This window comes from Pedobacter arcticus A12, assembly GCF_000302595.1.
GTDB classification, from domain to species: Bacteria; Bacteroidota; Bacteroidia; order Sphingobacteriales; family Sphingobacteriaceae; genus Pseudopedobacter; species Pseudopedobacter arcticus.
The window spans coordinates 65497-79248 of the sequence record NZ_JH947126.1 but is presented as its reverse complement, the minus strand read 5'-3'; the positions used below and the strand labels follow the sequence as shown (position 1 = coordinate 79248).

Below are 13752 nucleotides of genomic sequence, written 5' to 3'. Positions count from 1 at the left end.
TCTATTTTTGTGTATTGTTTAGTTTGACCGAATCTATGGATAAGTTATAAGCTGTTATTGGCTGTGTGATCTGATTATCACTGGCACACATGATTTTGTATTTTGCAGAATAGATTACCGATACCGATTTTTGAGCAATAGCATTATCTCTGATTGGTTGAGGAATCAGGGTTGAATCACATACAACGCCATAAAACACTCTTTTGTCATCGCTACTTGTAAACGGATTTGTTAAAACATTACCATGCGAATCGATGCCATTATAAATATTAATATACCACGTTCTAATACTTGTTTCATGATTAAGATCGGTTGTTAATTCACCTAAAAAATTTTGAGCTATGTATTTAAAAGAATTGGCGGCGCATCCGCAATCAGACTCTGATTTTTTCTCACAGCTTGAGATTAAAATCACTAATGCCCAGCTACAGAAAATAGCTGTAAATAATTTTCTTGTCTTTTTCATAGTATTAAATTTTGTTAGAAAAACACCCAAATGATTAATGATATTATTTTTTCATATCAATATTAACTTATAGTGTTTTTCTGATTCGTAAAAAAATATTTTTTTCTTACGAAGATAAAAAATAGCAAGATTAAAAAACTAAACCAAATTGGTATAATAGTATGGCTAATTAGCTATTTTGTGTGGTTTTCATACTTTCAAGATTTATCTTAAATGCTTTTAAAAAATCTGTAATGGCGAGTCGGAGACTCTTATCTGTTATTCAATCCTTAGAAACGCTACGATAACCCTAAGGACAGGTTAGGTAGTTTTTCTCCGTAATGATAAGAAGGATTATATATTGGCTTTTATCAGCTTAAATAAAATATTGAAGTAAGACTTCCGTTTCCGTCATTTCGAACGAGGTACGGGGAGAAATCTGTGAGTTCCATCGAAGAACCAAGCGATTGCAAAGAAACTTGGGGGCCTCTCCTATTGTCGAGATGACGCTCTTAAAAAAATTTCAATACTCCTGGTGGTTTCATAATATAATTTGTTTTGTGACACCTTCTTCAATCATGTATTCTTTGAAACTTTCTCCATTTTGCTGTACACTTATTTTCAGCTTATCAGCACTCACCCGATTTACTGTAAGACTAAAAACCCGCCCAAAGGAATGGATATTTTTAAGCGACATTTGGCTCCAGTTTTTTGGCAAACGGGGTGTACAGTCAAAACTGCTAAAGCCTGTTGGTCTCATCCCAAACAATCCTTCAGTATAAATCCTACAGTATAATCCGCTTTCTGCTGATAAATGTCTTTGGTTACCTTCTGGGTATGCCTCTACGGGGTAAGGCACATGTTCGCCCAATAAACGTCGGTTGCTATAATATTTCAGATAAGCCATCGCTTTCTCTGTTTCGCCCGCCTGCAATACACCACGCAAAGCATATAAAGTAGATCTATCCCAAAAAGTCTCTTTACCGGCTTCTGTTGCTAAACCATCTGCTGTCCAAAGTTTAGGCGAAAACAATGCGGCAATGGTAGCGTCTTTTCTATCTAAAATCCCCATGGTTAGCGGTAAGCAAATCCAGGCTCTTAAAACATCATTATCCTCGTAATATTTGTAAGTATCAAAACCTTGAACATTTCCTCCAAAGTACTTTTCAATATTTTTCTTTAATGCTGCCGCTTGTTGCTGATATAATTTAACGGCGGCGAAGGGTTCATCCAAATTCTGGGCTAACATTGCGGACGAAACCAATGCATCGTAATACAAAGAATTGGTAGAAAGATTTGCTTTTCCAGATGGAAAACGACCTTCGAGCTCGTCAGAGTCTGAAGCTACCACACCAGCATTGTTCATTTTGGTTTGGTTGTAGTGAAGGCACCACTTAATTAACGGCCATAATTTTCTAGCAGAATCAATATTTCCAAAAGTTAGCGCATATCGCGATGCTCCGTAAGCAATCATTGCGGCATCGCCTCTGTCTTTTGCTCCCTGCCAAGTGCTTATACCTTCGGCTATGATAGAACTAGGCAAAGGTTTATATTCCGGATTCATGTATTCGGCAAATAGGCGGTAAGTATTCATCGCCGAAAGGTTGGCAATACTATCCCCTAAAAAACCAAAAAACGGATTGATATACTCGGCTTGGTCATTTGCCCAAACAGCCGCATAATAAGATAAACCGCCGGGTGCATGCATATAACCGCCTTTGGTTTTAAAAATACTCTCAGTAGCTCTAATTTTAGCAAAGTTAAACGCCGTATTTAAAACCGTTTCGGGCGTCTCTAACTGTAAAAGATTTAAAATAGCGTTAACCCGCTCTTCTCTTTTTTGCTCTTCTTGTTGAGGGTGAATTGGTGTTTCTTTTTGAAGTGTATTGCTTGCCAAATAATAAACCGAAAAAGTGGTTGTTGCACCTGGTTCAAGTGTTCTGGTTCCGTCTTCAAAAGAAGCCATCATCACCGAATGCGCTACCGGCGTACTCCGTTCGGGGTTGGTTCGTATCTCTTTTTTTAAATACTCCATAGAAACGGTAATTGCTTCATGAGTTACGTTGGTAAAAGTGAAGTTTTCTAAAGCGAGTGGCCGATTTACGGAAGGAAAAAAAGAGCGTTCAATTTTGGCGAGCGTAGGTGTACCACCTTCTGCATAAATACGCATGATTCCGCCTTGAGTAATAGATTTGACTACGTAAGGCAGATTCCCAGTTTTACGACCTTTACTTAAATCGAGCTGTAACAAGCGGTTGTTGATATAAAATCGTGGTAAATCGTTATCAGAAAAAAAGTAAGAAATATGACTTCTGGTAGAAACCGGCAACACCCGAAAAGTTGGAAAAACAAGTGTCCGATTGACTGAGGATCTTCCTACGCTATCCAATCCATACTTTACCCATAACGAGACTTTTTCTCCGCTCATTTCGATATGGTCTTCATGCGGAATTTTACCATTTATATCCCAACGGATACTACTTCCATCATTTTGAATATGCCACCGATTATTTTGCCCACTTAAAAGCTGAGCGTTGGCCGTTAATATTAGGAAATAAAAAATAATAAGACAGCTGCTTTTCTTTATCGACACAAGTTTTAGGTTTATATAAAGACGTGAATTTTGAATAAGTAACATCATCCTGAAACTTTCTAAATGGCAGTTTTAGCCTTCTAGCACAACCTTCCCTGCCCTCTGCCGGGCAATGGCAGGTACTTTTTTAGCAAAAAAGTACCCAAAAACTCTCGCCTACGCCGGTTGCTACAAAAGAAGTGCTTCAATTTCTTCATCATTTCCGCAACCGCCAAGGGCGAATTAAAGGTCAAGTTAAGTCAGTGCTTAGGCTTGACAATGTTGACAGAGCCAAAACTCACGTTAAGTAGGCAATTACCTTATTTAAACCCAAACTTCATTAACCCATTTTACCTTTCTAGTATAGATTATTAGCATGATGATTTAAGCTTCCGCTCTATATTTTGTTAATATGGCTGAATAACCTGCTAATAAACAACAGTAATGGTTCAATTTAAATGACTTAATTGCATTTTAAAATTCAAGTAAATACTATTAGAATTTTCGAATAAATTGAACTGTGAACCCAATTATTGATAGCTAAAAATATGAGTCGTTTAAATAAATCATTCCTTATCCTTGGCGTAGGTTTTCTCGCTTTAAGTTCTTTTAAACTGGTAAAAGAATGGAATTCAAAGTTTGTACATCAAGGAAAAAATCATGAACTCGTTTACCTGGCTGATGAAAAAGGAAATACCATCCCCGATTTTAGCCATGTAGGTTATCATCATGGAAATAAAGAAATTCCGGATGTAGCCATTGTAAAAACTCTAACAGCACCCGAAGGCGATGCTGGCTCCACAATTCAAAAAGCTATCGACGAAGTTTCAGCTTACCCTATACAAAAAGATGGTTTTAGAGGTGCCATCCTTTTAAAAAAAGGAACTTACCAGATTGCTGGAACTTTGTTTATTAAAGCCAGTGGTGTCGTTTTAAGAGGCGAAGGAGAACAAACAAAATTAATCGCAACTGGAACAAAACAACGGTCTTTAATCATCATCAACGGAACAGGAAAACCTAAAGCTTTAACAGATACTCAAACTTTCATAACCGATGAATATGTACCTACCGGTGCATTTTCTTTCCGTGTAAAGAATGCAGATCAGTTTAAAGCTGGTGACAAAGTGATGGTATACCGCCCTGGTACAGAACAATGGATCAAAGATTTACAAATGGACCGCATTGTAGAACGTCCGGGGACTAAACAATGGAAACCTGAAGAATATAATTTGAGTTACGAAAGAGAAATTACTCAGGTTAAAGGCGATTTAATAACACTTGACAACCCAGTAGTAATGCCTTTAGAATTAAAATATGGTGGTGCTCAGCTTTATAAATACAGTTTTGCGGGCAGACTTGCTGAAATAGGGATAGAGCAGATGAGTTTTGAGTCGGAATTTAGTACTGACACTGCAGAAGACCATGCGTGGACGGCTATAGAAATGGATAATATTGAGAATGCTTGGGTTAGAAACGTGAGTGCTAAATATTTTGGATATTCCTGTGTTTATTTAAAGAGCTGGGCAAAAAACATTACGGTAATAGACTCAAGATGTACGGATGCAAAATCAATCATCACCGGCGGACGGAGGTATTCTTTCAACAACAACGGTCAACAAAATCTTTTCATGAATTTAGAGAGTGAAGATGGAAGACATGACTATGTTACGGGCGCAAAAACCTGTGGGCCAAACGTATTTTATAACTGTAAAGCCAGAAAAACCCATGCAGATATTGGTCCACACCATCGCTGGGCTTCGGGTACGCTTTACGATAATATTGATACCGACGGAGAAATAAACGTTCAGGATAGAGGGAATTGGGGAAGCGGACATGGTTGGTCTGGTGTAACTCAAGTTTTATGGAACTGTAAAGTGAGTGCCGCTGCGATCCAAAACCCTTGGGTTTCTGGTAAAAATTATGCCATTGGCGTTCAAGGCAAAAAAACTGAGGGCCGGTTAAAAGGAAGACAAGAAGCCGAATGGGAAGGACAAAACAAGAATGACCTCCAACCCTCTTCGTTATATTTAGCTCAAAAAAATAACAGAAAAAACAAATAACAAATGAAATTAAATTCCCTCCATGTTTTTAAAACAGCAAGCTGTCTAATAGCCATCACTACTTTATTGAGTAGCTGTGCGGTTTCAAACTACGATTTAAAGCATTGGGCAAAAGCTCAATCTCCAGAAAAAATTGGCGATAAATTAGCTTGGCGATTTAATGCTTCCGCACATACCAATTTTAACAAAACCACGCCACCACGCGTAATCACTTATCCCGAAAGTTGTGCATGGTATGGTGCACTTACTTTTGCTAAAGAATCAAAAAACACCGCGTTAAAAGATGCTTTAATCAAAAGATTTCAGCCGCTTTTTACCGAGGAAGCCAAAATGATTCCTATTCCTGACCATGTTGACTATGCCGTATTTGGAGCTGTGCCTTTAGAAATATACAACATCAATAAAGAGCATCGTTACTTAGAAATGGGGCAAGAAATTGCCGATAAACAATGGGCACCACCTTTTGGTCCGCGAGTAACCGAAGATTCGCAAAAATACTATGACATGGGTTTAACCTGGGAAACCCGACTATGGATTGACGATATGTATATGATTACTGCCATACAGTCTCAAGCTTACCGAGCTACCGGCGATGAAAAATACATTGCAAGGGCAGCCAAAGAAATGGTGTTTTATTTAGACCAGCTGCAACAGCCCAACGGCTTATTTTACCATGCTCCAGATGTTCCGTTTTTTTGGGGAAGAGGAGACGGTTGGATGGCAGCGGGAATGGCCGAATTACTGCGCTCGCTTCCGAAAAGCAATTCCGATTACGATAGAATCATGAAAGGTTATCGTTTAATGATGGCTTCTTTGTTAAAATACCAAACCAAAGACGGTATGTGGCGACAGTTAATTGACGACCCAGAAGCATGGCCAGAAACCTCGGCTACGGGAATGTTTACTTTTGCCATGATAACAGGCGTAAAAAATGGTTGGTTAGATCAAAAAACTTATGGCACAGCCGCTCGCAAAGGTTGGTTAAGTTTGGTTTCTTACTTGAATGCCGATGGTGATGTACGTGAAGTATGTGAGGGAACAAACAAGAAAAACAGCAGACAATATTACTTAGATAGAAAAAGAAACATAGGCGATTTACACGGGCAAGCCCCTATTTTATGGTGTGCAACTGCCTTGCTTCGTTAATTTCTTTATATAATAACCTGAATTCGATTGAAAATAACCAATTATTATTGATAAAGGTTTTTTTTGAATTGGAAAAGATTTGCGTTAGGGATTGCAGTGAAAATCCTTTTTGCGCTTCTTCAGCGTAAAAAGATTGCAACGAAAAGCCCGCTCGAACGCCCAAATGCTATTAATAACACAACTCAGGTTAATAATGTACTAAATCGAAAAAACAAAATCCCTTGATTAAAATTCAGAGAATGAAAACTAAAACTTCCATAATTATTCTTTCGAGTGCGGTTTACCTATTCCTTTTTCCATTTGCATCTGCACAAGAAAATAAAAGTACACCCGAGAACGCCGGATTAGTTTTACCCGCAGGGTTTAAGGCTTCTAAAATAATTGAGAATACCGGAAGGCCTCGGCATATTGCAGTGACAAGCAAAGGCGAAGTGTATGTTAAACTGCAACGTTTATTAAACGGGAAAGGTATTCTATGGCTCACAGATGAAGATAAGAACGGCACTTTCACCATCAAAAAAAGCTTTGGCGATTACGCGGGAACAGGCATTACCATTAAAGATGGCTATTTGTATACTTCGTCTGACCGGGAAGTGTTTCGCTACAAATTAGATGCACAAGAACATGTTATTGACCCAGAGCATCCCGAAAAAATCATCACTGGTTTAATAGCCGGGAAACAGCACCAAACCAAATCAATTGTTTTAGATAACGACCACCATATTTACGTAAATATTGGGGCTTATTCCAATGCTTGTCAAGAACAAGACAGAGGTTTAAACTCGCCTGGAAGACCCGGTTGCCCATTGTTGGATTCTATGGGCGGTATCTGGAGATTTAAAGCCGACCAGCTCAACCAATCTTACAAAGAAGGGTTGCGTTATGCCACTGGACTAAGAAATGTGATGGGCTTAGATTGGAACCAGCAGGACAATAGCTTATATGTGATGCAACATGGAAGAGACAATTTGAACAGCTCGTGGCCAAACCTTTATACCGAAAAACAATCAGCAGATTTACCATCAGAAACTTTTTACAAAATAAAAGAAGGCGATAATGCTGGCTGGCCTTACATCTATTATGACCATTTTCAGAAAAAGAAAATTATAGCGCCAGAATACGGTGGCGATGGAAAAAAAGAAACTAAAGAGAATTTTATTGATCCAATAATGGGTTTTCCAGCGCACATGGCCCCCAACGGATTGCTTTTTTATACGGGCAAAATGTTTCCTGAGCATTATAAAAACGGTGCTTTCATCGCTTTTCACGGTTCATGGAACCGTTCGCCAGAACCTCAAGAAGGCTATTATGTAGCTTTTGTTCCTTTTAAAAATGGCAAACCAACGGGTAAATGGGAAATATTTGCAAATGGTTTTTCTGGCGTTGAGCAAGTAATATCGACCCGAGAAGCACAGCACCGCCCATGTGGTTTAGCGCAAGGTCCAGATGGAGCATTATACGTTACCGATGATGTAAAAGGAACTATTTATAAAATCACTTACCCTAAAAATTAGTTATGAAAAAGTTTTTAGGCTTTACGCTACTGCTGAGTATAGTAACAGCTTTAACCGCTTTAGGGCAACAGAAAGCAACGCCACCAGTTTCTGCAGAAACGATGTTAAAAGGGAAAGCGGTTTATCAAAAATATTGCTTGTCATGCCATCAGGCAGATGGTGGTGGTGTACCCAATTTAAATCCTCCTTTAATTAAAACCACCTATGTTTTGGGAGATCAAACTCGTTTAATCAATATCCTTTTAAAAGGGATGAGTACCGGTGTAATAATTGATGATGAAGAATACACCAACCCAATGCCTCCGCTTAATTTTTTAAGCGATGAACAAGTGGCAGATGTTTTAACCTACGTTCGTAATAATTTTCAAAATAAAGCAAGTGAAATTACGGCTGGTCAAGTGAAAATTGTGAGGGCGAAGAAATAATAAGGAGAAAGGTTAATAGAATTCGATTAAATTTACTGTTAAAAAATGCACTCATAAATAAGCACACAACAAATTCATCAAACAATATTTATGAAATCTATAACCGACAATAATATTATAAACGAGAACATTCATTGGTCCTCTCTACAAAAGTCCACATTTCGGTTTACATTTATTTTACTATCAAGTTTTGTGTTCTTTTATTCAAATGTTTTTGGATTTAACTTTCTATTTAAGATCCAATCATATTAATCAAAATATTACAACCCATTATAAATTTTACAGGTAAATATTTTTTCTCAATTTCCGATGAAACAAAATTTCAATGGAAAGGAGGCGGAGATACCACATCAGATTATCTGCTCGTGTTTTCTCTTATCATTGTTGCTACAACTTTTTCCATTATGTGGACTTATATAGACAAAGACAGAAAGAATTACTATCAGTTATACTTTTGGCTAAGGTTAATCATTAGATATTATTTAGCTATAATCTTAATGCAGTATGGGATGTCAAAAATCATCAAAACTCAATTTCCTTTCCCAGGCTTAGATACACTTACAAATACATATGGAAATTCTTCTCCGATGAATTTAGCATGGACATTTTTTGGCTTCTCAAAAGGCTATAATTTTCTTATCGGCTTTTTTGAGTTACTCGGAATGTTATTAATATATAGACGAACTGTGACTCTTGGCGCTTTAATCTCACTAGGCACCACAATTAATATCATGGCGATTAATTATTTCTATGACGTACCTGTCAAAATATTATCAACAGCCTTGGTGGTTTTATGTATCTTCTTATTGTTGCCCAATATTAAACAGATTTGGAATTTCTTTGTGATGAATACCTATTCTAAACTAACCGTTTTTAACTCATCGACTCTCAAAAGAGCACCTCTCAAAGGGATTATTGGAATTAAAATAGCTTTTATCTCTATTGTATTCTTCATAACCATAAAAGACATAAAAAGTCGTGAACGTATTATCGGAGATACCGCTATAAAAACACCTCTATATGGAATTTATGAAGTAGAGACATTTGTGATGAATTCTGATACTTTATCTCCTTTACTAACAGATAATATTAGATGGAGACAATTGGTAGTTAACTGGCCCGGAAATGCAAGAATTAGACTAATGGATAATACTTCGTATTACACCAATTTTAAAGTAGATACTCTCAAAGAACGAATAACAATAGGGCATGAAAATTCGCTAAACTATAAGACCAACTATAAAAATCAGTTAATTATTTCTGGTGAATTTAACCAAGATTCGATTCTTGTAACATTTAATAGCGTTGATCTTCGAAAATTTAAGTTAATTAATAGAGACTTCCGTTGGATTAGTGAAGTTCCTTTTAATGAATAACGTAAAACCGTTGTCTAGCGCAAGTCTTAGCGGATTAGGTTGTGCGGAAGCCTGACTTGGGCTTCAATGTCCTAGCAGGGTCTCTCGTAGAGGACCCTGCGTTTAATAGCACTACCCTTCTAAATCCAAATAGTGTTTAAGAGCAATATATTTATTTACTAGATTTTTTTCATAAAACCCAGCGCTACTATGTTCGTAATCCATAAAAGTATCCGCTAAATTCCATTTGCCAGAAACAGACTCATAATGGATATAATCTAATTTCTGTTGAAGAAAAGTATCTGTTAAAACTGCCTTTGCATCAAATGATGGTTTGAATACTCTGTGTAATTGACCTTTCTTCTTTTCATCTACTGAACAGGCTTACCTTAATTTTAAAAGTATATCATCTTGAGCTTTTAATTTCAACCTTTTCACTATTTTATAAGCCATAAATCGCTTTCCGTTGGAAATTACTTTGTTAAGATTGTTTGAGGTATTTAAATGCAGAATCGCGTGGAGATGATTGGGCATAATCACAAATGCCGTGGTATCAATTGAATATTTCTCTTTAATTAGGTTAAGCCAATTATAAACTAAACCATATGAATCGGCGATTTGAAACAGCGGTATCCAACTGAAACATGTAAAAGTAATGAACCATGTTTTATCAACGGTATCGTGGATGGCTTTAATTGCCATATTTAAATATATGAATTCTTGGGGTGATCTGTAGATGCGCAGAGTCCTCTGCGAGAGACCCTGCTTGGACACAAGTTGTCTTTATCTTCAGGTCGTCATTTCGAGGTACGAAAAATCTCACAAGTATGGTCTGCATATAGCCATGTGAAACCTATTTGTGAGATGTTTTACTAGCGTTCAACATGACGAATGCTCCAGCATTGGGGAAGTTCTCCTTGGAGAGAAACTAATAGAGTCAACTATTGCTCCCATTCAGCTCTGCGACCTCTGCGTTCTCTGTGGTAAAAAAAACAAACGCAGAGTCCCGAAAAAGGAGACTCTGATTGGCGAGAAGTTAAGTTGTCTTTACCTTCAGGTCGTCATTTCGAGGTACGAGAAATCTCACAAATATGGTCTGCATATAGCCATTTGAAACCTGTTTGCGAGATGTTTCACTAGCGTTCAACATGAACGTTTCAGCAGTGTAGAGGCTCTGCTTGTATAGAATTCTGTGGTCAGATTAAAATTTTACTTGAACTTAATAAGAAGGAAAAACCGAAAAAACTCCACTTTGATGATTGGTAAAAGGCAAAACGGCAGGAGCGTTCCCCCATTTATTTTGATAATAAACGGCATCATTAATCATTACCTCTGAAGAATTAATCAAACAAATAATAGATTTTACGTCGTTTGCTTTCACCATTTTGATAGCCGATAATTTCGCCTTCTGAACATCATCTAAAACCAAAGCATACCTGCTGTCCTCTTTTTCAAAATTAAAAGTACACTGGTTTAAACTTAGACCTTTAACATGTCTGGCCCAGAATCCGTAGGCTGGCTGAACTTTAAGATTTGAAACATTATACTGCCCTACTCCCAGTTCCGGAGGAGTCATTTCTCTATCGGTGCTAGGGTTTCCACCTTTATCTAAAAAGTGAACATCATTGAACGCTATATTTTGGATATAACCTGTATGCAAACCATTGGGCAAACTAAAATCTAAGCCACCTTCTATTTCTGCAGTTTTTGGCAATGCATAACCCCCTACAATAGGACTTGCTTTGGCTTGAGAACCATCGTAAGCTTTCCATCTATTTCCCCTGAAAGAACTTCCCGCATACGTTTCTGCAATATCTATTCCGTTGATGCTGATGTTTTCTACTTTCCCAATATCCACATTGGTAACCAATAGCTCATCATGTTTAAGTCCGTTTTCAGTAAAACGATATCTTTTGGCATTTGCACCCAAAATACGCCCTCTATTAGAAATTGAAATGAAAAAAGGCGTGGTTGTGCGGAACATTTTAGAACGACTGTGTAGCTCGCCAGTATGCCCGCAATTAAGATGGATGTTTTTAACGTGGCCACCATCATTGGTAGAAATAGAAAAACCTGCTTTGTTAGCACCTAAAACATAAATATTATCCACGCAAACATCCATAATATCATCTGCTGTTTCTGAACCTATTTGGAAAAGATTACAATTGGTATCCCCAATAATGTTACGGATTTTGTAATTACCACTTGGGCGAGTGAAACCCAAAGAACAATCACTACCTAATTTCACAATATCATCCGAACTTATCTTCGAATAAATATTTGTTACACTTACATTATTGCAAGCCATAAAATCATAAATATCACGAGCATTTGACGGATTGTATTTTGCAAAATAAGTATCGTGAACATTGATATGATCCGTTCCGGTTGCTAATAAAACGAAATGACCGGCTTGCTCAATTTTCAACATATTATCGCAATCAAAAAACTTGGAACCGTCTTTTTCAAGGTAATAAGGTTCATCTTTAAGAGCATCGTACCATAATTCTTCTGGACGGTAAATTCCTCCAATTTCAACGTTGGTGCATAGCTTCAGACTAAACATTTTATCAGCTCTTTTATCCGGAGCATTGTTCATCACTTTATCACTCGTCACCAAATCTCCATCACCCGTAATCAATCCATTTCCGATAATTTTCACGTTATTTAATCGTTCGCCAAAAAACATACTGTTCTTAAAAAAGGTATGCCCTACGTCTTGTTTAGTCAGCCAGTTTTCTGGATTTTCATACGGACCTAAATCAGTTGGCGATAAACCTGAGCGATATTGCCTATCACTAAACCAAGTCGCTTCTGGCGAATCCGCCCCTTTTAGGGCTTTTAGGGTAGCATCTTTTGAAACATACAAAAAAATATTGCTCTGTAAATGCACTGTTCGCACCTGATAAACACCTTCGCTAAAAAGCAAAGTTCCACCACCTAGTTGGTGCAGGTATAAAATAGCTTTATTGATTTTTCCGGTATCATCCTGTTTGCCATCTCCAACAATACCAAATTGTTTTACATCCAACTTTCCCGAGTAAAATTGTGTGATGTTTGAATATCCTTTATGCTTTCCGTTTTTCACCAAAAGCCTAAAAAAATAGTGTTTATTTGGAATCAAATTTATGATATCCGCTTGTGAGTTTTTAGTATCGATAGTGCTTTTTGACAACTGCCAGGTTTTCCCATTATCTAAAGACTGCTCCATTTCAATTTGTTGGCTTTCGCCTGATGAATTCCAACTAAAACTCGCCCGAGTGTAAGTATCAGTAGCTTCTTTGTAATAAAAATCTTGATAAGGAATTCTTTTAAAACTGGTGATGGTTGGTTTTACCTTTAGCAATACTTCTTCTGCACCTATGCCTGCACTTTTTAATAATGCAGGTTGGGTAGTTTGGTAATTTGCGCTGATTTTGTAACTGCCATTCTTACTTAGCTTTACATCCCGAATTATAATTTTTAAATCAGCGCCGTTGGATGGTCGCAAATCTAAATTGCTAAAAGTGAGTATACTACCTCCATCGGCAGAAGCTGAAATACTTACATTCCCTACTTTTGAATAAGAATAATTGCCCCCAACCCTTCCAATAGATTGTTTTGCAAGGTCTTTTAACTTCACCTCTCCCCTGCCAATCACGTTTACGGTGGTATTCTCTAAATTTGATATGATACCTTCTGGCAAAAAGATATTCACGGTTGCATCTGGGCTACGTTGCCCTGCCGTAAAATAAATGGTTAAGTCTGTCGCGGTGTTTACTGTTAACTCATCCTGCTCTAAACTAAGTTTGCCTGCTATTGCAAAAGGATCTACCCTGATTTTATAATTTTTGGTGGTTTTCCCCTTTGCTGCTTTCACCACTAAAGCATCACCGCTAACTAATTTCCCTTCATTTTTCGGGGATCCGTCTTTATTGATGACTTGATATTGCTGTGCAGAACCATCTTTAGCAATAATCTGCGAAAGCAATTGCGATACCGTTGTTTGGATAGCAACCAATCCCTCATTTTCTGGCGTATCAACGGTGTATGAATAAGTGCTTCCGCTAAGTACTGTTAAAGTATCGTGATGAATACCAACAATATGGGTTGCGTCCTTTTTGCAAACAATTTCGAGAATTGCTTTTTTTTGTGCTTGTAGCATAGTGCTAAAAGACAATGCCAGCGTAACAAGCCAAAGTCTGCTATAATTTAGTTTACTCATAAATGAGGCTTCTCAATTATTTGAATAAAAA

General features: G+C 37.5%; 9 protein-coding genes. 5 read left to right on the top strand and 4 right to left on the bottom strand.

Features of this window, described 5'->3' with window-relative positions:
- Position 1: 1 nt before the first annotated feature.
- Positions 2-466 carry a hypothetical protein gene (locus B176_RS0107190; protein ID WP_017258117.1) on the bottom strand — a complete coding sequence of 155 codons (465 nt, stop codon included), beginning with the start codon at positions 464-466 and terminating at the stop codon, positions 2-4.
- 520 nt (positions 467-986) lie between these two features.
- Positions 987-3038 (bottom strand): glucosidase family protein, encoded by a 2052-nt coding sequence (locus B176_RS0107185; protein ID WP_237739810.1) that lies wholly within the window; start codon positions 3036-3038, stop codon positions 987-989.
- Positions 3039-3565: 527 nt separating this feature from the next.
- On the opposite strand from B176_RS0107185, the gene B176_RS0107180 reads away from it, so the two are divergent.
- The 5 genes from B176_RS0107180 to B176_RS0107160 all read left to right on the top strand — a co-directional run bounded on the left by B176_RS0107180 (position 3566) and on the right by B176_RS0107160 (position 9538).
- Positions 3566-5077 carry a hypothetical protein gene (locus B176_RS0107180; protein ID WP_017258115.1) on the top strand — a complete coding sequence of 504 codons (1512 nt, stop codon included), beginning with the start codon at positions 3566-3568 and terminating at the stop codon, positions 5075-5077.
- A gap of 3 nt (positions 5078-5080) precedes the next feature.
- Complete coding sequence (locus tag B176_RS0107175) at positions 5081-6223, top strand: glycoside hydrolase family 88/105 protein (RefSeq protein ID WP_017258114.1); 1143 nt, start codon at positions 5081-5083, stop codon at positions 6221-6223.
- A 239-nt stretch (positions 6224-6462) separates the two neighbouring features.
- Positions 6463-7737 (top strand): PQQ-dependent sugar dehydrogenase, encoded by a 1275-nt coding sequence (locus B176_RS0107170; protein ID WP_017258113.1) that lies wholly within the window; start codon positions 6463-6465, stop codon positions 7735-7737.
- A gap of 2 nt (positions 7738-7739) precedes the next feature.
- Positions 7740-8162 (top strand): c-type cytochrome, encoded by a 423-nt coding sequence (locus B176_RS0107165; RefSeq protein WP_017258112.1) that lies wholly within the window; start codon positions 7740-7742, stop codon positions 8160-8162.
- 509 nt (positions 8163-8671) lie between these two features.
- Positions 8672-9538, top strand: coding sequence for a hypothetical protein (locus tag B176_RS0107160; RefSeq protein WP_154647924.1), 867 nt, complete (start codon positions 8672-8674; stop codon positions 9536-9538).
- Positions 9539-9901: 363 nt separating this feature from the next.
- Here the strand turns inward: B176_RS0107160 and B176_RS0107155 are convergent, their stop codons facing one another.
- Complete coding sequence (locus B176_RS0107155; protein WP_017258110.1) at positions 9902-10219, bottom strand: transposase; 318 nt, start codon at positions 10217-10219, stop codon at positions 9902-9904.
- Positions 10220-10736: 517 nt separating this feature from the next.
- Positions 10737-13721, bottom strand: a complete 2985-nt coding sequence (locus B176_RS0107150) for a hypothetical protein (protein WP_017258109.1) — start codon at positions 13719-13721, stop codon at positions 10737-10739.
- Positions 13722-13752: the final 31 nt, after the last annotated feature.

Bases quoted from the DNA above. Each gene is read 5' to 3' on its own strand.
- B176_RS0107170 (WP_017258113.1), top strand. From the start codon at position 6,463: ATGAAAACTAAAACTTCCATAATTATTCTTTCGAGTGCGGTTTACCTA.
- B176_RS0107165 (WP_017258112.1), top strand. From the start codon at position 7,740: ATGAAAAAGTTTTTAGGCTTTACGCTACTGCTGAGTATAGTAACAGCT.
- B176_RS0107155 (WP_017258110.1), bottom strand. From the start codon at position 10,219: ATGGCAATTAAAGCCATCCACGATACCGTTGATAAAACATGGTTCATT.
- B176_RS0107180 (WP_017258115.1), top strand. From the start codon at position 3,566: ATGAGTCGTTTAAATAAATCATTCCTTATCCTTGGCGTAGGTTTTCTC.
- B176_RS0107150 (WP_017258109.1), bottom strand. From the start codon at position 13,721: ATGAGTAAACTAAATTATAGCAGACTTTGGCTTGTTACGCTGGCATTG.
- B176_RS0107160 (WP_154647924.1), top strand. From the start codon at position 8,672: ATGTCAAAAATCATCAAAACTCAATTTCCTTTCCCAGGCTTAGATACA.
- B176_RS0107175 (WP_017258114.1), top strand. From the start codon at position 5,081: ATGAAATTAAATTCCCTCCATGTTTTTAAAACAGCAAGCTGTCTAATA.
- B176_RS0107190 (WP_017258117.1), bottom strand. From the start codon at position 466: ATGAAAAAGACAAGAAAATTATTTACAGCTATTTTCTGTAGCTGGGCA.